The sequence below is a fragment of the Pantoea sp. LS15 genome (assembly GCF_012241585.1).
Taxonomy (GTDB): Bacteria; Pseudomonadota; Gammaproteobacteria; order Enterobacterales; family Enterobacteriaceae; genus Enterobacter.
Genome location: NZ_JAAVXA010000001.1, coordinates 448,796 through 473,735, shown reverse-complemented (window position 1 = coordinate 473,735; position 24,940 = coordinate 448,796). Strand labels below are relative to the sequence as shown.

The window sequence follows — 24,940 nt, the reverse complement described above, 5'->3', positions numbered from 1 at the left end:
AGCAAAGTGTGGCTGCGGTCATCCATAATGAGATGTTGGACGAGATTCTGGCGCAGGTTCGTCCGTTAATTGGAAAGGGGAAGGTTGCCGACTATATTCCGGCCCTTGCCTCGGTCAGCGGGAATAAGTTGGGTGTCGCTATCTGTACCATAGACGGACAGCGATACCAGGCAGGTGATGCAACTGAACGTTTTTCCATTCAGTCCATTTCAAAAGTGTTGAGTCTGGTTGCAGCCATGCGCCAGTATGAAGAAAACGAAATCTGGCAGCGTGTGGGTAAAGATCCTTCCGGCCAGCCTTTTAACTCACTGCTTCAGCTTGAAATCGAACAGGGTAAACCGCGAAATCCCTTTATCAACGCCGGGGCGCTGGTGGTTTGCGACATGTTGCAAAGTCGCCTCAGCGCGCCGCGTCAGCGGATGCTTGAGATTGTTCGCCAGCTTTCAGGCGTAGACGATATCGCCTACGATCCAGTGGTGGCGCGCTCGGAATTTGAACACTCCGCACGCAATGCCGCTATCGCCTGGTTGATGAAATCCTTCGGCAATTTCCATAATGACGTGGCGACCGTTCTGCAAAATTACTTCCATTACTGCGCCCTTAAAATGAGCTGCGTTGAGCTGGCTCAAACGTTCCTGTTCCTGGCACACCAGGGGCACGCTCCGCATCTTAACCAGGAGGTGGTTTCACCTCTGCAGGCGCGTCAGGTTAATGCGCTGATGGCAACCAGCGGGATGTATCAAAACGCTGGTGAGTTTGCCTGGCGCGTCGGTCTCCCGGCCAAATCAGGCGTTGGCGGCGGTGTGGTGGCGATTGTGCCTCATGAAATGGCGATTGCCGTCTGGAGCCCGGAACTGGATGAAACGGGGAACTCCCTTGCTGGTGTGGCGGTTCTGGAGCAACTGACCCAGCGTCTTGGGCGTTCCGTATACTGATGTCTGACCTGGAGCCTCTCTTTTCCCGCCTGGCGCGATCGACTTTTCGCTCGCGCTTTCGCTTAGGCGATAAGGAAAGACAGTACTGCTGGGACAAAGGCGCCGAAACCATCGATCAGCATGCCGCTGATTTTGTCGAAAAGCGCCTTGCTCCGGCCTTGCCGGTAAATGATGGCAAACAGACACCGATGCGTGGTCACCCGGTGTTTATTGCCCAACATGCTACGGCCACCTGTTGTCGGGGTTGTCTGGCAAAATGGCATAACATTCCGCAGGGTGTTCAGCTTACGGCGCAGCAACAGCATTATATCGTCAGCGTGATCCACCACTGGCTGGTACTCCAGATGAACACCTAAATTTGACGAGTTATGATCCCGTTGTAATTGTGTTATAGATGCATCCTAAGTTAGTCCCGATCATGCTGACGACCGCAGTAATTGCCATAAGCAACATATGGAATGATATTTAATGCGTTCTGCTCTTACCGCTTTCAGGCTGTTCCAACCCGATACGCCGCTGCGAAATGCGTTGGCGATCTTTATTCTCACCTCCTTGTTCTATTTTGTCGGGGCGGAATTACGGCTGATTGAGGCTTTGTCGCTGTTTTGGCCGCTGAATGGCGTCATGGCAGGGATCTTTGCCCGTTATATCTATCTGAATCGCCTGCATTATTACGCGGTGTCATATGTTGCTATGCTGACGTACGACACAGTGACCACCAACTGGGGAATGGCCTCAGTGGTGATTAATCTGTCTAACATGATCTTTATCGTTGTTGTCGCCGTGTTGGTTCAGCGCGACAGACGGTTAATGAAGAAAACCCCCGATCCGCTCAACGCGTTACGTCTGTTTAACTATTGCCTGATTGCCGCGCTGCTTTGTGCGCTACTCGGTGCGGTGGGGTCGGTGGGGATTGATAGCCACACCTTCTGGCCGCTGTTTGCCGACTGGTTTAGCGAGCAGTTCTCAACCGGTGTGCTTGTTGTGCCTTGTATGCTCACGTTACGTATGCCCCTGCGTGATCTCAGGTTACGTCTTGAACAGCTCTTGCCGGTAATTGCCTTGATCGTCTCGGTGGTCGCGTCGGTAGTGATTGGCGGGGCGGGGAGTCTCTCATTTCCTCTGCCTGCGCTTATCTGGTGTGCGGTTCGCTACTCATTGCCTGCGACCTGTCTGCTGACGTTTATCACGGGCGCTACTGAAATCATTCTGGTCGCCAACTCGATTATTAATATTGCCGTGGCGACGCCGTTTACAACGCCAATGATGTTTTCAGCCCGGCTGGGTATCGCCACGATGGCGATTTGCCCGGTGATGGTATCCGTCAGTATGGCGGCGATTAATTCCCTGATTCACCAGGTTTCACTCAGGGCGGATTATGACTTTCTAACGCAGGTTTACTCGCGTTCCGGGCTTTATGAGGCGTTGAAGCGTGAAGAGACGTATCGCCATTCACGTTTTCTGACCGTCATGCTGCTGGATATTGATTACTTCAAAAGCATTAATGATAACTACGGCCATGAGTGCGGGGACCGCGTGCTGGCGTCGTTTGCCCGGCAGGTTCAGGAGGTTGTTGGTGAAGATGGGATGGTGGCGCGAATGGGCGGAGAAGAGTTTGCTGTGGTGGTAAACTCTGGCGACGCGCAGAATGGTTTTGAACTGGCTGAGTGTATCCGCTCCACCGTTGCCAGTCACCCTTTTACATGGCGTCAGCAAACGCTCTATCTAACGGTCAGTATTGGCCTGGGGAGTGGCAAGGCTGAGTCATGGCAGTTGACTGAGGTCTTCAACAAACTGATGGCCGAAGCGGACGATCATCTCTATCGTTCCAAAAAAGCGGGTCGAAATCGTACCAGCGCCCGGGTGTCGGATGAGCAAATAGCCGCGACCTCCGGAAGTGAAACATAGCTGCGTTAATCGTCATAAGGCATTGACGTGAATAGTAAGCGACTTAACAGGATGTTCGAACACTGACAACGTTCCTGTTTAAGCTACGCTTTGAGTAACGCTTTACGTCAGGAGACATTATGAAAGCACCTGCAATCCCTGAAAATGAAACGGAACGTCTTAACTCACTGCGTGAGTCTGGCTTGCTTGAGATTGACAGTTCCCCATCGTTTGACCGCTTAACACGACTGGCAAAACGCTTCTTCCAGGTGCCGCTGGCGATGGTCAACCTTATTGATGAACATGCGCTGATCGTTAAGTCAGCCGATGGGCAGGCACCCGGCACCGTGCCACGTAACATCTCATTTTGTGGCCATACGATCCTGACCGAAGCTCCGCTGGTGGTGGGGGATATGCTTCAGGACGATCGTTTTGCGGATAATCCGCTGGTGGCCGGTGAACCTGGTGTTCGTTTCTACGCGGGCTTCCCGCTGCGTTTGCGTGATGGCGCAAGCGTAGGCTCGCTATGTCTGGTTGATTACGTGCCCCGCGAGTTTTCAGCGGCGGACCTCGCCGTACTGGGTGATCTTGGCGCTTTGGCAGAAGATGAATTTGCCGCGATCAGTGCTTCGACGACGGATGAATTGACCGGGCTGTTTAACCGCCGGGGCTTTAATCAACTTATGCGTTTCACCCTTTCCATTGCCCGACGCAGAGCTGAGCCGTTAACCCTTGGCTGGCTGGATTTGGATCGTTTTAAAGAGATTAACGATCGTTTTGGTCATGAAGAAGGGGATAAGGCGCTGAAAGTGATGGGACAACTGATGCGCGCTTCTTTCCGTGAAGCGGATCTGCTGGTGCGTTTTGGTGGAGATGAGTTCGCTGTGTTGTTCGCGGATACGGATGAGCAGGGGGCCTGGATCGCTATGCAGTATCTCGTCGAGCAGGTCGAAAACTATAACGCCCGCAAATTACACCCCTGGTCGCTCCAGTTCTCCTGGGGATTAAGTGAATTCGACCATAACCGCAATGACCCGCAACAGTGGTTGAAAGATGCTGATGAAAAGATGTATGCCATGAAACAAAAGCGTCAGATGTAAGGTGACATAACAAAAGCCTATGTTGGTTTTGTTTGCGTTAACAAGATGTTAAATGCACAGTGAGAGTATTCAACCTAAGGAAAAACAATGAATACCTCACTGCAAATCAAAATCCTCACCCGTGAAGACATTCTCACCCATCTTGATGCCCTGGCCGGGATCCTCGAAAACTGCGTCAACGGCGGTGCATCTGTCAGTTTTATGTTGCCCTTTAGTCTTGAGAAAGCCCGTTCTTACTGGGGCGGTATTGCTGAGAGCGTAGGTCGTAATGAACGGCTGGTATTTGCCAGTATCGATCCGCTCGACGGTGTCATCGGCACGGTACAACTGATTACCGAACAGCCGGAAAACCAGCCTCATCGAGCGGATGTGGCAAAGCTGCTCGTTCATGAGAAAGCGCGCCGGAAAGGAGCCGCGATGGCGCTCATGGAAGCGCTTGAAGTTCAGGCCAGAGCCTGGGGGATTTCCGTGCTGGTGCTCGATACCTCTACAGGCAGCGGTGCCGAGACGTTTTACCAGCGCGCTGGCTGGCAAAAGGTCGGCGAGATCCCGCGCTATGCTCTGATGCCGGACGGCGCCATGACGGCCACGTCTGTGTTCTACAAATTCTTATAATTATTTTGCACAACCGCACCGGGGATTGATCAAAACAGGGTTTCTGGTCGTTAGGTTTTGATAAGTTATCGTACCAATCTTATCAGGCTGTATGACTAATTATAAAGGAACCCAAAGTGGACACTCTCAACCGTCGTGATTTTCCCGGTGCGCAATATCCTGAACGTATCATTCAGTTTGGTGAAGGCAATTTCCTGCGTGCGTTCGTCGACTGGCAACTCGATTTGTTAAACGAACATACCGATCTTAACGCTGGTGTGGTTATCGTTCGTCCTATTCAAAGCGACTTCCCACCGTCGCTCAGTACTCAGGATGGCCTGTATACCACGATCATTCGTGGCCTGAATGCGCAGGGTGAGGCGGTGAGTGATGCCCGTCTTATCCGCTCCGTTAACCGCGAGATCAGTGTCTATAGCCAGTATGATGAGTTCCTGAAACTGGCTCACAACCCGGATATGCGCTTTGTTTTCTCAAATACCACCGAAGCCGGTATTAGTTATCACGCCGGTGACAGATTTGAAGATACCCCCGCAGTGAGTTACCCGGCGAAGCTGACGCGACTGCTGTTTGAGCGCTTCAGTCACTTCAACGGTGCACCAGACAAAGGCTGGATAATCATTCCCTGTGAATTGATTGACTACAACGGTGATGCGTTGCGTGAGCTGGTGTTGCGCTACGCACAAGAGTGGGCGCTGCCTGCTGCCTTTACCCGGTGGCTGAACGAAGCCAACAGCTTCTGTTCGACGCTGGTCGACCGTATTGTGACCGGTTATCCGCGTGAGGAAGTGGCTACGCTGGAAGCCAAACTGGGTTATCACGATGGGTTCCTGGATACGGCCGAGCATTTCTATCTGTTTGTCATTCAGGGACCGACATCCCTTGCCCGTGAGCTTTGCCTGGATAAATACCCGCTAAATGTGCTGATTGTTGATGACATCAAGCCTTACAAAGAGCGCAAAGTCGCGATTCTGAACGGTGCACACACGGCGCTGGTGCCGGTGGCATTCCTTGCGGGGCTGGATACAGTAGGTGAGGCGATGAATGATACCGATGTGTGCGCCTTCGTCGAAAAAGCGATTTATCAGGAAATTATTCCTGTTCTGGACCTGCCACGTGAAGAACTGGAATCTTTCGCCAGTGCAGTTACAGGCCGGTTCCGTAATCCTTACATCAGGCATCAGTTGCTCTCTATTGCGCTCAACGGTATGACCAAATATCGCACTCGTATACTGCCGCAACTGCTGGCAGGGCAGAAAGCGAAAGGTAAATTACCTGCACGCCTGACATTTGCCTTAGCCGCACTGATTGCTTTCTACCGTGCTGAGCGTAACGGGGAGCGCTATCCGGTGCAGGATGACGCTCACTGGCTCGTACGTTATCAGCAGCTGTGGGAACAGCACCATGATAAGCAGATTGGCACTCGTGACCTGGTACAGGCTGTTCTGAGCCTAAGTGAGCACTGGGAACAGGATCTCACTCAGATTAGCGGCCTCGTAGACCAGGTGACACTGGATCTGGACGCCATTTTGCTGAAGGGAATGCGCTCAGCGGTAAAACCGCTTTGCTAATGACGTTACCCGGCTTCGGCCGGGTTTAATAACGATCCGTTTTAGTTACAACATACTATATTTCTTGTTTTAAATTCAGATGCAGCACCGTGCGGTTAAAGCTAAACAGGTGTAAAAATTCAATGTTCTATTAACATGCTTGCAACCGTGAGGGGGATCACGTTTAATAACCACGCTCTTTTCTTTTCTGAAACTCACTATGATTGTTCGTCCTAAGCAGCACTGGCTGCAAATGATTTTTGTCTGGCATGGTTCAGTACTGCCTAAGATCTACACCCGACTGTTACTCAACTTCCTGTTATCTATCACCGTGATCGTGATGCTACCGTGGTATACCTCCCTCGGCATCAAATTTACGGTTGCGCCATTTAGCATTCTCGGCGTGGCGATCGCTATCTTCTTAGGTTTCAGAAACAACGCCTGTTATTCGCGCTACGTTGAAGCTCGCCTGCTTTGGGGGCAACTGATGATAGCGGCCCGCTCTCTGTTTCGCGAGGTAAAAAATACCTTGCCTGACGATAAGCATTTGGGTGAATTTGTCCGCCTGCAGATTGCCTTCGCCAACTGTTTGCGCATGACCCTGCGTCGGGAAATGAACGCCGGGCAGTTGTCTCGCTATCTTGCCGCAGATGATTTAAAAAAAGTGATGGAAGCCAACTCGCCGGCGAACCGTATTTTACTGATCATGGGGGAGTGGCTGGCAGTGCGGCGTCGTAACGGACAACTATCAGACATCCTTTTCCACAGTCTGAATAACCGTCTGAACGACATGTCCATCGTCCTGTCTGGCTGTGAACGTATTGCGACGACACCAGTGCCGTTTGCGTACACGTTAATTCTTCACCGTACCGTATATCTGTTTTGCATCATGCTGCCGTTCGCGCTGGTTGTGGACCTGCATTACATGACGCCATTTGTCTCTGCGCTGATCTCTTACACCTTCATCTCGCTGGATGCTCTGGCGGAAGAGCTGGAAGACCCGTTTGGTACAGAAAATAATGACCTTCCGCTGGACGCCATCTGCAACATGATGGAACGCGATCTACTGCAGATGAATGATGAAGAGACTATTCCTGACAGGCTGATGCCGGATAAATATTATCAGCTGACCTGACGGGCGTTCCACTCGTCGCGGGTGATCTCCCACAGTTCTGAGTCCAGCATTCCGCTGACGTACGCTTTCTTTTCTGTCCTGATAAGCCGCATGCCGCTACTGTCCGAAATACGTCGGGAGCGGCTATTTGCAGCGGCTTTTGGCGCACGCAATACCGACTTGTTCAGTGAATTAAACCAATAATCCGTCGCAGCAATGCTGGCCTCGCGCATATATCCCTGGCCCTGAAACTCCGGGGCCAACCAGAATCCTCGGTTGTTATCTTCCACATCGTACAGACAGATAATGCCCATCAGTTCATCGGGAACATCGCGATGGCGGATGCTCCAGAACCAGGCAATCCCTTTCGCCATATCCGGCAGCGCCACATTGTTGACATAGTTTTCCGCGCCGTTTTCCGGGTAGGGCCAGGGTACAGAAGAGACCATATAGCGGACGATCTCCCAGCGCGGATAAAGCTTCTGTATCTGGACGGCATCTTCGGCAACCAACGGTTTTAGCAATAGGCGTTCTGTCGTGAGCGTCGGTATCGTCATCCGCGGATCTCCATATTTAAGCGTTATGCTTTTGTTTGGGTTCTGGTATTTTCATGTCTATCATATTCTTCTGAGCCATGCTGGGGTTATTCACTACCAAAAATGGGCAACATTTCTTTAATGGCGAAATTTTGATGGGATTTTTGTCTCTTTTAACCGGACGGGTTTTCCTCGATCTTCTGCAGCATGGCAAAGAGATAGAGGAGTCTATTGCACGTCGTGATCCCCGTTTATTGAACTATTCCACTCCCGAGATGGAACAGTATTTTTCTCGTCCCCTTAGCGAGTTGCCGCGTCAAAATCCTTACCCGGTAGCCACGTTGTTCCCTCTGTTTTTAGTGGTGTTTGCGTTTAACCTTTTGCCTTTTCTCCATACTATGCAGGGGTTATCTCCATTAAATCATGCACTGAGCTTTTTCGTACCATCATTAATAATGACAGGCGCGCTTATTGTTATAAGCGCGCTTCTGGCACGAGGGGCAACGTCGGGATTACTGGGGTTTATGACGCTGTTCATAGTTATGCTGGTACTAACCCTCGTTCAGACGCTATATCGTCTGCTTTCCCATGACGGAAGTCTTTGGCCACTGGTCATCGCATTCTCCGCACTGTTACTTTGTCGGGTAGTGATGAATAGCATTGGTTTTGTGCTGTTTACGCTCTATTGTCGTACTCAGCGTCTTGCCAGGCTGGCACGTGAAATTCGGCTAAAAAGCCGTTAAATAGGTGATATGACGTTACGGAAAGCGAAGTCGGTTTTTGATAATGGCAATATCCTGGTAATGTGAGGAAATACATGGCTGTCACGGTAAGAGCTTTACGCGCAGATGATTATTCTCAATGGCGTCCGCTATGGGATGGCTATACCCATTTTTATGACTGCTACCTAGAGGAATCCGTCACAGCATCGACATGGGAAAGGGCGTTATCAGATCGTTCACAGATGTTCTGCCGCGTGGTAGAGAAGAACGAAAAGGTCATCGGTTTCGCGATGTGCATTCTGCACGAAGGAACCTGGTCGACAGCGCCCATTTGTTACCTGGAAGATCTGTTTGTTGATGCCACCGAGCGCGGGGCGGGAGCTGGAAAAGCGCTCATTGATGCCCTGATAGGGGAAGGCAAGCGGGAAGGGTGGTCAAAACTATACTGGGTCACCCGGGAGAACAATCCGGCGCGTAAACTCTATGATAAATATGGTGAAGCTGACGATTACGTCCGCTATCGCCTCTCCCTGTAAATCTGTAACGCCTGTGTTTGTATCACACTGTATCAGCGCACCGGATACATACACAGGCTTGCAATAAACCCGCTTTCGCACATATCCGCTATACATTGAGGTGTTGTTATATCCCCGTGAAATGTACTCAACCGGAGATACCAACATGTTCAGCAAACTCGCTTACTCAACCCTCGCTCTGACCGTTTCTCTTGGCACTGTGATGTCCTGTCAGGCCGAAGTCACCGGCACAAACTTCGCGTCAGCTTTCGATCATCCACAGCAAATTAACGCCGGCGATCTGAATGTCGGTTATATCGACATCGGCCCCAAAAATGGTCAACCGGTCATTCTATTACACGGCTGGCCATACGATATTCACAGCTACGCCGAAGTAGCACCCGCGCTGGCGGCAAAAGGCTACCGGGTGATTGTGCCTTCTCTGCGCGGCTACGGCACCACGCGTTTCCTGTCAGCAGAAACGCCGCGCAATGGCCAGCCTTCGGCGATGGCGAAAGACATCGTAAACCTGATGGACGCTTTGAATATCAAACAGGCGGTGTTCGCGGGATACGACTGGGGTGCCCGCACGGCGGATATCGTCGCGGCACTTTGGCCTGAGCGCGTGAAATCACTGGTATCGGTGAGTGGATATCTCATCAGCAGCCAGCAGATTGGCAAACAACCGTTGCCACCAAAAGCCGAACAGCAGTGGTGGTATCAATTCTATTTCGCTACCGAGCGTGGTGCTGAAGGTTATGCCAAAAACACGCATGACTTCGCGCGCTTAATCTGGTCACAGGCATCGCCTGACTGGAAATTTAGCGATGCAGCCTTTAACGCCAGCGCCAAATCCCTTGATAACCCGGATCATGTTGCAGTAACCCTCAGCAACTATCGCTGGCGTTTAGGCCTGGAAAAAGGGGAGCGTAAATACGACAGCTACGAGCAAAAACTGGCTGCTTTGCCGAATATTACCGTCCCGACCATTACCATTGAAGGCGGAAACAACGGCGCGCCACACCCGGCACCACAGGCCTATGCAGGTAAATTTACCGGTAAATATGAGCACCGTACCTTCGGGGCAACCGTGGGACACAACCCGCCTCAGGAAGATCCGCAGGATTTCGTCAAGGCGGTTATCGACGCGGATAAGCTGTGATATGTGCTATTTTCAATACGTTACCCCTCATTCAGGAGAGTTCGGTGGAGCATATTGATCACATCCTTGTCGTCGATGACGACAGGGATATTCGTGAACTGGTTGTCGACTATCTCATTAAGTCCGGTTATCGCGCGACCGGTGCGGCAAACGGTAAAGAGATGCGTGCCGTGCTGGATAAACAGCATATCGACCTGGTGGTGCTGGATGTCATGATGCCCGGTGATGATGGTCTCACTCTGTGTCGACAGCTTCGCAGCGGCAAACACAAAGATCTGCCCATTCTGATGCTGACGGCGCGCAGCGAAGAGACTGACAGGATCCTGGGACTGGAAATGGGGGCGGACGATTACGTTGTGAAGCCGTTTGTCGCCCGTGAGCTATTGGCACGTATTAAAGCAATTTTACGGCGGTTTCGCACAATGCCGCCTAATTTACAGGTGACCGAGGCAGGACGACTGGTGATGTTTGGCGAATGGCAACTGGATACCGTCGCCCGCCACTTAATTGACCCGGAAGGGGTGATCGTGGCGCTCAGCGGGGCGGAGTATCGCCTGCTGCGCGTATTCCTCGACCACCCTCAACGCGTTCTTACCCGGGATCAGTTGCTCAACCTGACGCAAGGGCGAGACGCCGAACTGTTTGAACGTTCAATTGATTTGCTCGTAAGCCGGGTTCGCCAGCGTTTAAATGAAGACGCCCGCACGCCTGCCTATATTAAAACCGTGCGCAGTGAAGGCTACGTTTTTACCATGCCCGTGATAATCAAAGAGGTTAATGAATGACACTTTGGCCACGCTCACTGCTTGCCCGACTGCTGATCATTGTGCTTGCGGGTCTCTTGCTGGCCAACGCCCTGAGTCTGACGCTGGTCATGATTGAACGAATGCACAGTGCCCGCACGGTGATGCTCGGTAATCTGGAATACGATGTTGCAACCAGCGTGGCCATTTTAGACCGGTTACCCGCCAGTGAACGCGCGGCCTGGCTTCCGCGACTTGAACGGGGTAACTATCGTTATATCCTCGGTGCAGGTGAGTCTGGCGCCGCGCCGACGGATAAGCGTTCGCAGGATGCCATCCGTACGTTAAAAGAGACCCTCGCGGCCCACTATCCGCTCAGTTTTACCGCTGTTCCGGGGTCTGTTTCCCATATTCAGGCGCATCTCACATTGCGCGATGGCTCGCCGCTGACCATTGACCTGATCCCCCGAATGCCGCCGGTCGCAAGCTGGTTACCTGTTGTTCTCATCCTGCAACTGTTGCTCCTTGCTGCCTGCTCCTGGATCGCGGTGCGACAGGTGATACGGCCTTTTTCACAATTTACCCATGCGGTAGATACGCTGGATCCTTCGGCAAATGCCCCCATGAAAGAGAAGGGACCGGTTGAAGTACAACGAGCAGCGCATGCCTTCAATGCAATGCAGGCTCGCATCCAGTCCTATATAAAGGACCGCGCGCAAATCCTCGCCTCCATTTCTCACGATCTCCAGACCCCAATAACACGCATGAAACTGCGTGTCGAAATGGCAGAACAACCTGAGCTTCGCGGCAAGCTATTAAATGACCTTGATAACATGTCGCGTCTGGTGCGGGAGGGCATTGCATATGCCCGGTCATCAGAATCACTGGAAGAGACGTCGCTGAAACTGGAGCTGAACGCGTGGGTTAATAGCATAGCCTGCGATTATCAGGACATTGGTAAAAACGTGCAGTTTCAGGCAAGCGAGTCTCGTTTACCAATAGTTACGCGCCCGCAGGCGCTTCGCCGGGTGATGACTAATTTGCTGGATAACGCGCTGAAATTTGGCGAATGTGCCGTCATCGCTATTGATGATTCATCTGCCCAGGAGCTTGTCATTCACATTATGGACACAGGGCCGGGAATACCCGAGGCCGAGCTCACGGCCGTGTTGCAGCCGTTTTATCGGGTTGAAACATCACGTAACCGTGACACTGGCGGAACCGGGCTTGGTCTGGCTATTGCCGCGCAGCTCACCGCGCAACTCGAAGGAAAGCTGAAGCTGGTGAACCGCGCAGAGGGTGGACTTGACGTATCCATTGCACTGCCTCGTCGCTAATTGTACGGCTTTGTATCTCCCGGCGGACAGATACAGAGCCAGACAAAATCCCCTGTTTTACACATATCCTGAACACATCGATACGATGAAATAGCCTCACTGCAGCGTCGCAGCATCTGTCATGTGAGGTCACTATGTTTCTGATAATTGCTTTCCTGGGCGGGATGATAAGCCTGCTCAGTCCATGTACGCTCCCGGTTATTCCACTCCTGTTCGCCGGTTTTCAGGGGCAACGACGACATATTCTGGCGCTCTTTGTGGGGATGATCGTGATGTTCACCCTGGTAGCGATGGCCGTCACTGTCGCCAGCGAGTGGATTGCAGAGGCAACCCTCATCGGGCGCTGGGTCGCACTTGTCATTCTGGCTATCGCCGCACTGAGCTTAATCTTCCCGTCCTTCGCCCAGCGCATTGCACGGCCTGCCGTCAGTGTGGGAAATGTCCTGAACACGCGAAGCGGGCAAACGCGCGGTATAGCATCGGCTTTTCTGGCTGGACTAGCCGTCGGGTTGCTCTGGTCTCCTTGTGCCGGACCGATTCTGGGCGCCATTTTCAGCATTAACATTGCAGGACATTCGGCCATTGCGACGGGGGCTCTGCTGGCCGCCTATGGCAGCGGATGCGCGCTGATGCTGGGGTTGCTTATTGTCGGCGGACGCAAACTGGTGGCACCACTGAGAGCAAAGTCGGCGCTGATGGAGAGATTACGCCAGGCCGCGGGGGGCGTGATGCTTGCGGCTGTGGTTTTGAATGCAACAGGCGTAACGTCCATATTAAAAGGCGCTAACGGCGTCGCCGACTATCTGGAAACGTCGTTGCTGAATCTGGCAAAACCGGCAACTACACCTGTGAAGCTCCAGCCAGTCGTGCTGACTGAGCCCAGCAGTCAGTTACCTTCGTTAAGCGGTGGAACAGGGTGGATAAATGGTGACAGCGTCACGTCTGAGTCGCTGCGCGGTAAGGTAGTGCTGATCGATTTCTGGACATGGGACTGTATCAACTGCCAGCATACGCTCCCGCATGTTCGTGACTGGGCGACAAAATACCAGTCACAGGGTCTGGTGGTGATTGGGGTTCATACGCCAGAGTATCCCTGGGAAAAACCGCTTTCCTCGGTAAAAAATGCAGTGAATAAGTGGCAATTGCCCTATCGGGTTGTGACGGATAACAACTATCAAATCTGGAATGCTTTCGGCAACCAGTACTGGCCTGCACATTACTATTTTGATGCGAAAGGGCAGTTACGCTACACCTCTTTTGGCGAAGGCAACTATGAACAGCAAGAGAAGGTCATTCAACAGCTGCTCAAAGAAGCCAGATCATAACCCTTCAGGGCTGACGTTTCGCAACGATAAACAACCGTGGAAAAGCCAGCAGTATCTGCCCGTTTTCCTGGAGCGGATACTGCTCTTCCAGTAGTTCATGATAGCGTTTCAGAAAACGCTTCTGCTCGCTCTCATTTAGCTCCTGCAGCCACGGGCGTAAACCTGTGGCGCTGACCCAGTCAATAATGGCCTGGTGTGAGCTCATTTTATGAAAATACGTTGTCCGCCAGATATCTACATCGCAACCAGCCTCTGACAAAATATCAAAATAGGCATGTACGCCGGGTAACGGTTCACGACCACGATCAGGATAATCTTGCTCCAGCGCCACTTCACGCATCGCCACATGAGTGGGCTCGAGCCAGTTGTCAGGCATCTGGATCGCCAGCACACCATTTAACTTAAGCAGAGAGGCAAGGTGAGGCAGGAGATCGTAATGGTCGGGGATCCATTGCAGCGATGCGTTTGCGTAAATCAAACTCAGCGGCTGCCCTGGCTTATACTGGCGAATATCGGCCTCAACAAAATGGCAATCAGGTAACGCCTTACGTGCTTCTTCCAGCATCGCAGGTGAGTTATCAACTCCAGTGATATGTGCTGAGGGCCAGCGTTGCTTTAACAGGGCAGTACTGTTGCCTGGCCCGCAGCCCAGATCAACGATGGAGGTGACCTCTTCCAGTGGAATTCTGGCGAGCAGTTCAGCGGCAGGACGCGTTCGTTCTGCACCATATTGCAGGTAAAGAGAAGGGTTCCAGTCAGCCATCGTCAGATCTCCGTTTTGCATGTTTTTGCAAGAATAGCACAGGCAGACACCTGCACAGTGGCAGGTGTCATGAGTTACGCAAATTACAAAATGCCTTTCAGTGCAATATGGTAAAGCAGCATGATGGTTTTCCCGTCGACGATCTTACCCGTTTCAATGCCCTGTAATGCTTCTTTCAGTGTCATTTCGAGTACATCGATATCTTCGCCCTCAGCCTTGATCCCGCCGCCTGAGCTGGTTTTGTCTTTCGGATGGTACTCGGCAAGATAAAAATAGAGTTTTTCCGTAACGGAGCCCGGGCTCATATACGCTTCAAAGATTTTCTGCACGCATGAAACGCTAAACCCGGTTTCTTCTTCCGCTTCTGCTTTAATGCGGCTCTCCGGATCCATATTATCGAGCAACCCGGCAGCGGCTTCGATCAAATCGTTCTCATGGCCGTTGATAAATACAGGAAAACGGAACTGGCGAGTCAGGATCACCGTCTTTTTCTCGCGATTGTAGAGCAGGATTGTCGCGCCGTTACCCCGGTCATAAACTTCGCGGTTTTGCCGCTGCCATTCGCCATCACGGCGCTGAAGGTCAAAGGTATATTTTTTAAGGACATACCAGTTATTTGACAGCGTTTCACTGTCAATAATGCGTACATCTGCACGTTTTGATTGCACGATTGTTCCTCCTTACGTAGAGTAATCATCATAACCAGCATTATCGTGCAACTTCAAGATTAAACATGCAACACCAGGAATCCTAATGCTCACCAGTCAGCGAAAACAATTGATTATTGAAAAGCTCGAAACCGAAGGGCAGGTTCAGTCTAAAGCACTCAGCATTTTCTTTGATGTCTCTGAAGATACTATACGGCGTGATCTACGTGAGCTGGCGGCAGAAGGGCGTTTGCAACGCGTTCATGGTGGCGCACTACCGTCATCTTCCGCTATTGCTCCGTTTGCAGAGCGTCAATTCGTTAAGATGGATGCGAAAAAAAAGGTGGCCCAAAAAGGCGCACAGCTCATTTCTTCGGGGCAGGTGGTGATCATTGACGGCGGGACAACAACCGCCGAACTGATTACGTTTTTACCTCCTGACTTACACATCACCGTGGTAACGCACAGCCCGAGTATCGCTCTGGGGCTGGTAACTCATCCTGCTGTTGAAGTGATTCTGATTGGTGGCCGCCTGTATAAACACTCCATTGTTGCTGTCGGCGCGGGTGCCATTGAAGGTATCGAAAATATTCACGCAGACCTGTTCTTTATGGGAGTGACCGGCATTCACCCTGACGCGGGACTGACGACCGGTGATTTTGAAGAAGCGTGCATCAAACGTGCATTTTCCGGCAGAGCCGCCGAGACGATTGTCCTGGCCTCACCGGAAAAAATAAACACCGCGTCATCGTTTGTGATTGGCGATGTGTCTCTGGCGAATACCATCGTTGTCGATGGCAATACAGATGAGGACTGGATCCGTGCATTATCGGAAAAAGGGGTGTCTGTCATTGCGTAAGTGAAAGGCTGGTCTATGCTAAAAAAGCGATCAGCCTTGATTGGGCATTTTGAAAAATAACGATAATTCTCGCGTTTTCGGTGGCGAATATGAACAGGATTGTGCTCGCGCTTTTAACGGGATTTCTCTTCTCTGTGGTTGTTAATTCGCATGCAGCGGAACCTCGCCAGGAGCCCACTGAAAAGGAGCGTGCCCGCACGGTTTATATTTTCCATCAACCGATCGTCATGCTACAGGCAAAGTTCGGTCTTACCACGCCAGAAGAACGGGTGTTACGCATCCGCAATACGCTGCGAAATTTCACTGAAGCCGATGTTCGCGAACCGCTAAAGATTGTTTCAGTAACCCGTTATAACCAGCCGGGTAGGCTCATCGTGATGAACAGCAAACCGGTGATGCTCCTGACAACAGGTGATCTCGACGAGGGAGACGATCTCACCCTTGACCAGGCGGCGCAACGCGTACTGGCGCGTATGGAAGCACAACGTTCAGCCTTGAGCGTTCAATATAACAGCACCATGCTGGCGTTATCGGCGGTGAAAACCGTGGCGGGACTGCTGGGACTGGTGCTGTTCTGGTATGGCGCGTACCGTTCCTGGCGCTGGATCAAACGTGTTTTCCGCCGGCGTATTTTTGAGAATCGAAGCTGGATACCTCAGCGCTGGCGGCGGTTTATCGGTGCTATCGAAACGCGCCTGTATGCGTTGTTGATGATTTTATTGGGAATTGTCGCACTCTATGTCTGGCTGAGTTGGACCTTCAGTCTGTTCCCCTGGACGCGCGTCTGGGGAGAGTCTCTGGGAGAGTGGTCCGTACGCGTGGTACGCGATATCGCGCTGTCGATTGTCTCAGCGTTACCTGGCCTGTTGATTGTCCTGATCATTTTCCTTATAACCGCCTTTATTCTTAAATTGTTAAAGATGGTGCTCAACCAAGTGGAAGCAGGGCGTTTGCAACTGCCAGGCATCCATCCTGAAACGGTTGGTGCAACCCGCAAGCTGATTTCAGTCGTGGTGTGGCTCTTTGCACTTTCGGCAGCTTATCCTTTCTTACCCGGGGCAAATTCACTGGCTTTTAAAGGCATCAGTGTCTTCTTTGGCCTGATGCTCACGCTGGGTTCTGCCGGGGTGATGAATCACGCAATGAGTGGTCTGGTTTTGATTTATTCACGTGCTCTTCGCAAAGGAGACATGATTCGGGTGGCAGATAATGAAGGGTTGGTAAGTGAAATTGGTATGCTTGCGACCAAAATTATCACCCGTGAAAACTACGTGGTTACCGTGCCGAACGCCGTCGTAGTAAGCGGTAAAATTACCAATTTGAGTGCGCAAAGCACGAACGGTGGCGTTAACCTGACGGTCAGTGTCACCATTGGTTACGACACGCCATGGCGTCAGGTGCATGCAATGTTAGAGCTGGCGGCCAAGCGTGCCAAAGGAATCGATCTTGCACAGCCACCCTTGGTGCGACAGTTGAGCCTGATGGATTGGTATATTGCCTACGAATTACAGGTACGGCTGATTCCGAATGTGTCACTGGCAGATGCCCGAAACGAACTGCACAGCAATATTCAGGATGTCTTCAATGAATTTAACGTGCAAATCATGTCTCCAAACTTTGTACTGCAACCGGAAAACAGTGTGGTTGTGCCAAAAGAGAACTGGTATAGCGCGCCAGCGACGCCACCTGATGGCGGAAAATCATAATCGGCGATTGATAAGGTGCTTTCGGAGGTATCAATGTCCAGGGCAATGAGGATGGTAAAAGCACAGATTTACCATGCATCCACGCTGGTGCGCATAATGTATATTATGTTAAATAGGTGATGTTGCGTAACTCTCTCTTTTTAGGAGAGTTATTCTCATGCCGTGTACAAGCCCTCTCAAAGCCTGGCGTACACATTCTGGTAACATTGTCTTTCACTGCTCACTGCGTGAAGAACGGACGTTTGAGCGTCTAACCCTTCCCTGTGGCCAGTGCATTTCTTGCCGTCTGGCTCATTCTCGTGAATGGGCTGTTCGCTGTACTCATGAAGCCCAGATGCATGAAACCAACTGCTGGTTGACGTTGACCTATGCGGATGAACATCTCCCCTGGACTGAGTATGGCTTTCCCACTCTGGATCGTCGTGATGTAACTCTGTTCCTTAAGCGGCTGCGTAAGGCTATCGCTCCGCTTAAGATTCGTTATTTCGGCTGTGGTGAATGACAGAGCGACGCAAAGATCTGTAACCGATGTGGCCGTGACATTGTTATCTCTCATGCTCTCACAGCTGGAAAAAGTATTTTGCCTGAACACCGAATACGGCACCGTCCGGTGAGCGGAAATATGCCTCAACGCCACCGTCTCCACCATCTCCACGCAGACTAATAAATGTTGAATTTGTCGGTACTCGACAGGTTTTCCTAAATAACTGTACGGCGAGTTATTGGTATTGAGGCGAGGTAAGATGTTCGCTGTTATCAGGCTTGATAGCCCGTAGCCACTTGTAGAGGTTGTGCGCAGAAACGCCCAGACGGTCTGATACTTCGGCAACAAAATAACCGCGCTCCGTTATCTGGCGGACGGCTTCTTCCTTAAATTCAGGTGTAAATCGTGGTGTGCCCATACGCTCCTCCTATGCTCAAACTATAGGGCAGGAGCGTCTACCGGGGCGGGGTCAGTCCACCCTCGAGGATCACGGAACACATGACGCTGGACAATACCATCATCCTTCAATATTCCCTCTTTTGCTGAATCAAAAGCCATGCGCGAATACACATGGCGTCTCTCCGTTGTCCGAATACCCGGTAAACGCAGCATTACCGGATAAAATTTACCGTTTACTCCCCCGCCATTCGCTGATACTGCGCGAAACGCTGCTTCGCGTCCTGTTCGGTTTGCTCGAAGAGTTGATCCGCCAGTTCCGGCGCAGTGCGGCCCAGCGAGGCGTAACGCACTTCGCCCATCAGGAAGTCGCGGAAGCTCTCTTCGGGTTCGTCGGAGTCGAGAATAAACGGATTTTTGCCCTTCGCCATCAGTTGCGGGTTATAACGCCACAGATGCCAGTAACCGGAATCCACCGCGCGTTTTGCTTCGCGCATACTGCATCCCATACCGGCCTTCAGACCGTGGTTGATACAGGCCGCATAAGCGATGACCAGCGACGGGCCAGGCCACGCCTCCGCTTCGGCAATGGCCCGCAGCGTCTGGGCTTTATCCGCGCCCATCGCCACCTGCGCGACATACACATTGCCATAGCTCACCGCCATCATGCCGAGATCCTTTTTGCGCGTCCGTTTGCCTTCGGCGGCAAACTTGGCAATTGCCGCAACCGGCGTCGATTTCGACGACTGACCGCCAGTGTTGGAGTACACCTCGGTATCAAACACCAGGATATTCACATCCTCGCCGGAGGCCAGCACATGATCGAGGCCGCCAAAACCAATGTCATACGCCCAACCGTCACCGCCAAAAATCCACTGCGAGCGTTTAGCGAAATAGTCGCGGTTCTGGTACATGCGGTTCAGCAGTGGATCGTCGCCCTTCTCCTGCGCCAGTAGCGCACTCAGTTGCTCACCGCGCTCGCGCGTACCTTCACCGCGATCTTTGTTCTCCAGCCACTGGCGTAACGCCTGCTGTAACGCCTCGCTGTGCGGCGCGACCAGTGCATCCATCGCATCACTGGCGAGTTGTTCACGCACCGCGCGTCCGCCGAGCATCATCCCGAGGCCAAACTCGGCGTTATCTTCAAACAACGAGTTAGCCCACGCCGGGCCTTGCCCTTTATGGTTGGTGGTCCACGGAATTGACGGCGCGCTGGCCCCCCAAATCGACGAACATCCCGTGGCGTTGGCGATCATCATGCGATCGCCAAACAACTGCGTCACCAGCCGCGCATACGGGGTTTCGCCGCAGCCCGCGCAGGCACCGGAAAACTCCAGCAGCGGGGTTTCAAACTGGCTGCCTTTGACCGTGGTTTTGTTGAACGGATTGCTTTTCGGCGACAGCGCCAGCGCATAATCCCACACGGGTTGCATCGCTAACTGGCTCTCCAGCGGCTGCATGGAAAGAGCTTTGCCCTTCGCCGGGCAGATATCGACACAGTTGCCGCAGCCGGAACAATCGAGCGGCGAAATGGCCAGATGATAGTCGTAATCCTTCGCCCCCTGCGCCGCTTTACTCAGCAACGCTATCGGCGCCGCATCGCGCTCTTCCTGATTCAGCAGCGCCGGGCGAACGGCGGCATGCGGGCAGATAAAGGCGCACTGATTGCACTGAGTACAGCCTTCGGGGTTCCACACCGGCACCTGTAAAGCAATGCCGCGTTTCTCCCACGCTGCGGTTCCCGTCGGGAATGTCCCGTCCTCCATACCGACAAAGGCGCTGACCGGCAGTTTGTCGCCGTTCTGCCGGTTCATCGGTTCGAGAATGTCGCGGATAAAATCCGGCATCATCCGCGTCTCTTCCGCCGCGTCATCTTCCAGCGTCGCCCAGCGTTCCGGCACCATCACTTCCTGGATGGCTTCCATCCCCAGATCAATGGCGGCATTGTTCATATCCACCACTTTTTGCCCTTTACTGCCGTAGGATTTCTCGACCGCCTGCTTCAGGTAATCAGATGCCGCTTGCGGATCAATAATCCCCGCCAGTTTGAAGAATGCCGCCTGCATTAGCATGTTAAAGCGCCCGCCCAGCCCCAGCTTGCGGGCGATATCCACCGCGTTGAGGGTATAGAAACGGATCCCTTCGCGGGCGATATAACGCTTCATACTGTTTGGCAGCCGCGCCTCCAGCTCTTCGCCAAACCAGGTGCAGTTCAGCAGGAAGGTGCCGCCAGCGTTCAGCCCTTCCAGCAGATCGTACTTATCGACGTAGGATTGCTGCGAGCAGGCGATAAAATCCGCACGGTGGATCAGATACGGCGAGGTAATTGGCCGTTCGCCAAAACGCAGGTGCGAAACGGTAATGCCGCCAGATTTTTTCGAATCGTAGGCAAAGTAGGCTTGTGCGTACATCGGCGTTTTATCACCGATGATCTTGATGGCGCTCTTGTTGGCGCTGACCGTACCGTCGGAACCCAGCCCCCAGAATTTACAGGCGGTGATCCCCTCGCGGGAAACGTGGACCTCATGAGAAGGCACCGGCAGCGACGTGTGGGTGACGTCGTCGAAAATCCCCACCGTAAAACCATCTTTCGGCAGCGGTTTTTTCAGGTTCTCAAACACCGAGACAATATGCCCCGGCAGCACATCTTTACCGCCCAGCGCATAGCGCCCGCCTACAATCAGCGGCGCGTCATGCTGGTGATAAAACGCGTTTTTCACATCCAGGCACAGCGGTTCCGCCTGCGCGCCCGGCTCTTTAGTGCGATCGAGCACCGCGATGCGTTTGACGCTTTTCGGGATTTTGGCGAAGAAGTGCGACAGCGAAAACGGCCGGAACAGATGCACCGTCACCAGGCCCACTTTTTCACCGCTGTCGATCAGCGCGTCCACCACTTCGGAAATGGTGTCGCATACCGATCCCATCGCCACGATGATCTGTTCCGCATCGTCTGCGCCGTAGTAATCAAACAGGTGGTATTCGCGGCCGGTCAGGCGATAGATCTCCGCCATATAGTTTTCGACGATCTCCGGCAGCGCATCGTAGTAGCGGTTGGCAGCTTCCCGTTCCTGAAAATAGATATCGGGGTTTTGCGCGGTACCGCGAATCACCGGATGATCCGGATTCAGGGCGTTACGGCGAAAGCGGTTCAGCGCGTCGGTATCCAGCAACGGTGCCAGATCGTCATACTCCAGCACTTCAATTTTCTGGATCTCGTGAGAAGTACGAAAACCATCAAAGAAGTTAATAAAAGGTACGCGGCCTTTAATGGCAGAAAGGTGCGCCACCGCCGAGAGATCCATCACCTGCTGAACGTTGCTCTCGGCCAGCATCGCGCAGCCGCTCTGGCGAACTGCCATCACATCCTGATGATCGCCGAAAATATTCAGCGAGTTGGTTGCCAGCGCGCGGGCGCTGACGTGAAACACGCCGGGCAGCAGCTCACCGGCGATTTTGTACAGATTGGGGATCATTAACAGCAGCCCCTGCGAAGCGGTATAGGTGGTGGTCAGCGCCCCGGCCTGCAACGCGCCGTGTACGGCACCGGCCGCGCCCGCTTCTGACTGCATCTCCATTAAACGCACCGGCTGGCCAAACAGGTTTTTCTTGCCGTCTGCCGCCCACTGATCGACGTTTTCCGCCATCGGCGTTGAGGGGGTAATGGGGTAAATCGCGGCGACATCAGTAAAGGCATACGAAATCCATGCCGCTGCCGCGTTGCCATCCATTGTTTTCATCTTTCCGGACATTGCTCATTCCTCGACTGTAAGAGGTCATCTCCCTGTCGCCGTTGCACAGCCTGTGCCAGCTCATTTATCCCTTTATAAACAATGTATTAAAGGCAACTGCAACAAAACGGTTGCATGAAACAAGACAGTGGACGCGACATCCTGTTGAACTGCCGACAAAGTGTCGCACGCCGTGAGTTGTACCCCGACGTACAGAAACGGTGTGCGGAATTGTTCTGTTTCGCACAATTGGTAAGGCGATTGTTTACTCTTTGTCCCTCCCCTTGCGACAGCGAAAACATCAATGCTTTTAAAATCAATAAATTAAATAAAATGGCACGGCTGGTATGTTCCCTGCACAACAGAGTGAGGCAATTGCCACTCACACAACCAACAGGAGAAACACCATGACCATGCGTCAATGCGCCATTTACGGCAAAGGTGGAATCGGTAAATCCACTACCACGCAAAACCTGGTCGCCGCGCTGGCGGAGATGGGCAAGAAAGTAATGATCGTCGGCTGCGACCCGAAAGCGGACTCCACCCGTCTGATCCTGCATGCGAAAGCGCAGAACACCATTATGGAGATGGCGGCTGAAGTCGGCTCCGTGGAAGACCTGGAACTGGAAGATGTGCTGCAAATTGGTTACGGCGATGTGCGTTGCGCAGAATCCGGCGGCCCGGAACCCGGCGTTGGCTGTGCCGGTCGCGGAGTCATTACCGCCATCAACTTCCTGGAAGAAGAAGGCGCTTATGTTCCCGACCTCGATTTCGTCTTTTATGACGTGCTGGGCGACGTGGTGTGCGGGGGGTTCGCCATGCCAATTCGCGAAAACAAAGCGCAGGAGATCTACATCGTCTGCTCCGGCGAAATGATGGCGATGTACGCCGCCAACAACATCTCTAAAGGCATCGTGAAATACGCCAAATCCGGCAAAGTACGCCTTGGCGGGCTGATCTGTAACTCCCGTCAGACCGACCGCGAAGATGAGCTGATCATGGCGCTGGCGGAAAAACTCGGCACCCAGATGATCCACTTCGTGCCGCGCGACAACATTGTACAGCGCGCTGAAATCCGCCGTATGACGGTGATTGAGTACGATCCGAAGTGCAACCAGGCCAACGAATACCGCTCGCTGGCGAACAAGATCGTCAACAACACCAAAATGGTGGTGCCAACGCCGATCACTATGGACGAACTCGAAGAGCTGTTGATGGAATTCGGCATTATGGATGTGGAAGACGCCAGCATTATCGGTAAAACCGCCGCAGAAGAAAACGCGGTTTGATGCACGCCCGCCAACAGGAAGACGACTATGAGCAATGCAACAGGCGAACGTAATCTGGAGATCATCCAGGAAGTACTGGAGATCTTTCCGGAAAAAACGCGCAAAGAACGCAGAAAGCACATGATGGTGAGCGACCCGGAGATGGAAAGCGTCGGGAAATGCATCATCTCCAACCGTAAGTCGCAGCCCGGCGTGATGACCGTGCGCGGTTGCTCTTACGCCGGTTCTAAAGGGGTGGTATTCGGGCCGATCAAAGATATGGCCCATATCTCCCACGGCCCGATCGGCTGCGGTCAGTACTCCCGCGCCGGACGGCGTAACTACTACACCGGCGTCAGCGGTGTTGATAGCTTCGGTACGCTCAACTTCACCTCCGATTTTCAGGAGCGCGATATCGTGTTCGGCGGCGATAAAAAGCTGACCAAACTGATTGAAGAGATGGAGACGCTGTTCCCGCTGACTAAAGGGATCTCCATTCAGTCCGAATGCCCGGTCGGCCTGATTGGTGACGACATTGAAGCCGTTGCCAACGCCAGCCGCAAAGCCATCAATAAACCGGTCATTCCGGTGCGCTGCGAAGGCTTTCGCGGCGTTTCCCAGTCGCTCGGCCACCACATTGCTAACGACGTGATCCGCGACTGGGTACTGGATAACCGCGAAGGCAAGCCGTTTGAGGCCGGTCCTTATGATGTGGCGATCATCGGCGATTACAACATCGGCGGCGATGCCTGGGCGTCGCGCATTTTGCTCGAAGAGATGGGCCTGCGCGTGGTGGCGCAGTGGTCCGGCGACGGCACGCTGGTTGAGATGGAGAACACGCCGTTCGTCAAACTCAACCTTGTGCACTGCTACCGCTCAATGAACTACATCTCCCGCCATATGGAGGAGAAACACGGTATTCCGTGGATGGAGTACAACTTCTTCGGTCCGACCAAAGTCGCCGAATCGTTGCGCAAAATCGCCGATATGTTTGATGACACCATTCGCGCCAACGCTGAAGCGGTGATCGCCAAATATCAGGCGCAGAACGACGCCATCATCGCCAAATACCGTCCGCGTCTGGAAGGCCGCAAAGTGCTGCTGTATATGGGCGGTTTACGTCCTCGCCATGTGATTGGCGCTTATGAAGATCTGGGGATGGAAATTATCGCTGCGGGTTATGAATTCGCCCACAACGATGACTATGACCGCACCCTGCCGGATCTGAAAGAAGGCACCTTGCTGTTCGACGATGCCAGCAGTTATGAACTGGAAGCCTTTGTCAAAGCGCTGAAGCCGGATCTGATCGGCTCCGGTATTAAAGAGAAGTACATCTTCCAGAAAATGGGCGTGCCGTTTCGCCAGATGCACTCCTGGGATTACTCCGGCCCCTATCACGGTTATGACGGCTTTGCCATCTTCGCCCGCGATATGGATATGACGCTCAATAACCCCGCGTGGGGCCAGTTGACTGCGCCGTGGCTGAAATCCGCCTGATTTTAATCCTGCTATCCCGTCTGTTCACCGATTTGTGGCGCGGGAGGAGAACAC

The 24,940-nt window shown here is 52.8% G+C and carries 22 protein-coding genes and 1 pseudogene; 18 read left to right on the top strand and 5 right to left on the bottom strand.

Annotated features, from left to right (window positions below; all coding sequences use genetic code 11):
* Nucleotides 1-8: 8 nt before the first annotated feature.
* The 7 genes from glsB (at nucleotide 9) to HED65_RS02200 (ending at nucleotide 7,219) form a co-directional block, all read left to right on the top strand.
* Nucleotides 9-935, top strand: coding sequence for a glutaminase B (gene glsB / locus HED65_RS02230; protein WP_114977237.1), 927 nt, complete (start codon nucleotides 9-11; stop codon nucleotides 933-935).
* On the top strand, nucleotides 935-1,291 hold the full coding sequence (locus HED65_RS02225; protein ID WP_114977236.1) for a DUF4186 domain-containing protein: 357 nt from the start codon (nucleotides 935-937) through the stop codon (nucleotides 1,289-1,291). Before glsB ends, HED65_RS02225 begins: the two co-directional genes overlap by 1 nt.
* 112 nt (nucleotides 1,292-1,403) lie before the next feature.
* Nucleotides 1,404-2,843, top strand: coding sequence for a GGDEF domain-containing protein (locus HED65_RS02220; protein ID WP_114977235.1), 1,440 nt, complete (start codon nucleotides 1,404-1,406; stop codon nucleotides 2,841-2,843).
* Nucleotides 2,844-2,962: 119 nt separating this feature from the next.
* Nucleotides 2,963-3,922 (top strand): sensor domain-containing diguanylate cyclase, encoded by a 960-nt coding sequence (locus HED65_RS02215; protein ID WP_114977234.1) that lies wholly within the window; start codon nucleotides 2,963-2,965, stop codon nucleotides 3,920-3,922.
* Between the two features lie 87 nt (nucleotides 3,923-4,009).
* The gene (locus HED65_RS02210) at nucleotides 4,010-4,537 is read left to right on the top strand and encodes a GNAT family N-acetyltransferase (protein ID WP_114977233.1); all 528 of its coding nucleotides are present in this window, start codon (nucleotides 4,010-4,012) and stop codon (nucleotides 4,535-4,537) included.
* Nucleotides 4,538-4,653: 116 nt separating this feature from the next.
* The gene (locus tag HED65_RS02205; protein WP_114977232.1) at nucleotides 4,654-6,105 is read left to right on the top strand and encodes a tagaturonate reductase; all 1,452 of its coding nucleotides are present in this window, start codon (nucleotides 4,654-4,656) and stop codon (nucleotides 6,103-6,105) included.
* Between the two features lie 199 nt (nucleotides 6,106-6,304).
* Nucleotides 6,305-7,219 (top strand): bestrophin family protein, encoded by a 915-nt coding sequence (locus HED65_RS02200; RefSeq protein ID WP_209313268.1) that lies wholly within the window; start codon nucleotides 6,305-6,307, stop codon nucleotides 7,217-7,219.
* On the opposite strand, the gene HED65_RS02195 is transcribed toward HED65_RS02200, so the two are convergent.
* Nucleotides 7,207-7,755, bottom strand: a complete 549-nt coding sequence (locus HED65_RS02195; protein WP_114977230.1) for a GNAT family N-acetyltransferase — start codon at nucleotides 7,753-7,755, stop codon at nucleotides 7,207-7,209. The genes HED65_RS02200 and HED65_RS02195 overlap by 13 nt on opposite strands.
* Nucleotides 7,756-7,889: 134 nt before the next feature.
* Between HED65_RS02195 and HED65_RS02190 the strand changes: the two genes are divergently transcribed.
* The 6 genes from HED65_RS02190 (at nucleotide 7,890) to HED65_RS02165 (ending at nucleotide 13,538) form a co-directional block, all read left to right on the top strand.
* Nucleotides 7,890-8,477, top strand: a complete 588-nt coding sequence (locus HED65_RS02190; protein ID WP_114977464.1) for a hypothetical protein — start codon at nucleotides 7,890-7,892, stop codon at nucleotides 8,475-8,477.
* Nucleotides 8,478-8,551: 74 nt separating this feature from the next.
* Complete coding sequence (locus tag HED65_RS02185; RefSeq protein WP_114977229.1) at nucleotides 8,552-8,992, top strand: GNAT family N-acetyltransferase; 441 nt, start codon at nucleotides 8,552-8,554, stop codon at nucleotides 8,990-8,992.
* 145 nt (nucleotides 8,993-9,137) lie between these two features.
* The gene (locus HED65_RS02180) at nucleotides 9,138-10,133 is read left to right on the top strand and encodes an alpha/beta fold hydrolase (RefSeq protein ID WP_114977228.1); all 996 of its coding nucleotides are present in this window, start codon (nucleotides 9,138-9,140) and stop codon (nucleotides 10,131-10,133) included.
* A 44-nt stretch (nucleotides 10,134-10,177) separates the two neighbouring features.
* Complete coding sequence (locus HED65_RS02175; protein WP_114977227.1) at nucleotides 10,178-10,918, top strand: response regulator; 741 nt, start codon at nucleotides 10,178-10,180, stop codon at nucleotides 10,916-10,918.
* Nucleotides 10,915-12,213 (top strand): ATP-binding protein, encoded by a 1,299-nt coding sequence (locus tag HED65_RS02170; RefSeq protein ID WP_114977226.1) that lies wholly within the window; start codon nucleotides 10,915-10,917, stop codon nucleotides 12,211-12,213. Before HED65_RS02175 ends, HED65_RS02170 begins: the two co-directional genes overlap by 4 nt.
* Nucleotides 12,214-12,347: 134 nt before the next feature.
* Nucleotides 12,348-13,538 (top strand): cytochrome c biogenesis protein/redoxin, encoded by a 1,191-nt coding sequence (locus HED65_RS02165; RefSeq protein ID WP_114977225.1) that lies wholly within the window; start codon nucleotides 12,348-12,350, stop codon nucleotides 13,536-13,538.
* 4 nt (nucleotides 13,539-13,542) lie between these two features.
* Here HED65_RS02165 and tam read toward each other — a convergent pair whose 3' ends face one another.
* Nucleotides 13,543-14,301, bottom strand: a complete 759-nt coding sequence (gene tam, locus HED65_RS02160) for a trans-aconitate 2-methyltransferase (protein ID WP_114977463.1) — start codon at nucleotides 14,299-14,301, stop codon at nucleotides 13,543-13,545.
* 83 nt (nucleotides 14,302-14,384) lie between these two features.
* Nucleotides 14,385-14,969 (bottom strand): NUDIX hydrolase, encoded by a 585-nt coding sequence (locus HED65_RS02155; protein ID WP_114977224.1) that lies wholly within the window; start codon nucleotides 14,967-14,969, stop codon nucleotides 14,385-14,387.
* 85 nt (nucleotides 14,970-15,054) lie between these two features.
* On the opposite strand from HED65_RS02155, the gene HED65_RS02150 reads away from it, so the two are divergent.
* The 3 genes from HED65_RS02150 (at nucleotide 15,055) to HED65_RS22510 (ending at nucleotide 18,015) form a co-directional block, all read left to right on the top strand.
* Entirely contained in the window at nucleotides 15,055-15,807 is a 753-nt protein-coding gene (locus HED65_RS02150; RefSeq protein ID WP_114977223.1) for a DeoR/GlpR family DNA-binding transcription regulator, read from the top strand.
* 89 nt (nucleotides 15,808-15,896) lie between these two features.
* On the top strand, nucleotides 15,897-17,513 hold the full coding sequence (locus HED65_RS02145) for a mechanosensitive ion channel family protein (protein WP_114977222.1): 1,617 nt from the start codon (nucleotides 15,897-15,899) through the stop codon (nucleotides 17,511-17,513).
* A gap of 334 nt (nucleotides 17,514-17,847) precedes the next feature.
* Complete coding sequence (locus tag HED65_RS22510) at nucleotides 17,848-18,015, top strand: rolling circle replication-associated protein (protein ID WP_209313267.1); 168 nt, start codon at nucleotides 17,848-17,850, stop codon at nucleotides 18,013-18,015.
* A 244-nt stretch (nucleotides 18,016-18,259) separates the two neighbouring features.
* Here HED65_RS22510 and HED65_RS22505 read toward each other — a convergent pair.
* Nucleotides 18,260-18,415: pseudogene (locus HED65_RS22505) on the bottom strand (transposase); the annotation flags it as partial.
* 214 nt (nucleotides 18,416-18,629) lie between these two features.
* Complete coding sequence (gene nifJ, locus HED65_RS02130; RefSeq protein ID WP_114977221.1) at nucleotides 18,630-22,142, bottom strand: pyruvate:ferredoxin (flavodoxin) oxidoreductase; 3,513 nt, start codon at nucleotides 22,140-22,142, stop codon at nucleotides 18,630-18,632.
* A 386-nt stretch (nucleotides 22,143-22,528) separates the two neighbouring features.
* On the opposite strand from nifJ, the gene nifH reads away from it, so the two are divergent.
* Together nifH and nifD are read left to right on the top strand one after the other, a co-directional pair.
* Nucleotides 22,529-23,410: a nitrogenase iron protein gene (gene nifH / locus HED65_RS02125; protein WP_035885754.1), complete on the top strand. Its 882-nt coding sequence runs from the start codon at nucleotides 22,529-22,531 to the stop codon at nucleotides 23,408-23,410.
* Nucleotides 23,411-23,437: 27 nt separating this feature from the next.
* A complete protein-coding gene (gene nifD, locus HED65_RS02120; RefSeq protein ID WP_043953578.1) occupies nucleotides 23,438-24,886 on the top strand; it encodes a nitrogenase molybdenum-iron protein alpha chain in 1,449 nt (482 codons plus the stop codon).
* Nucleotides 24,887-24,940 lie beyond the last annotated feature (54 nt).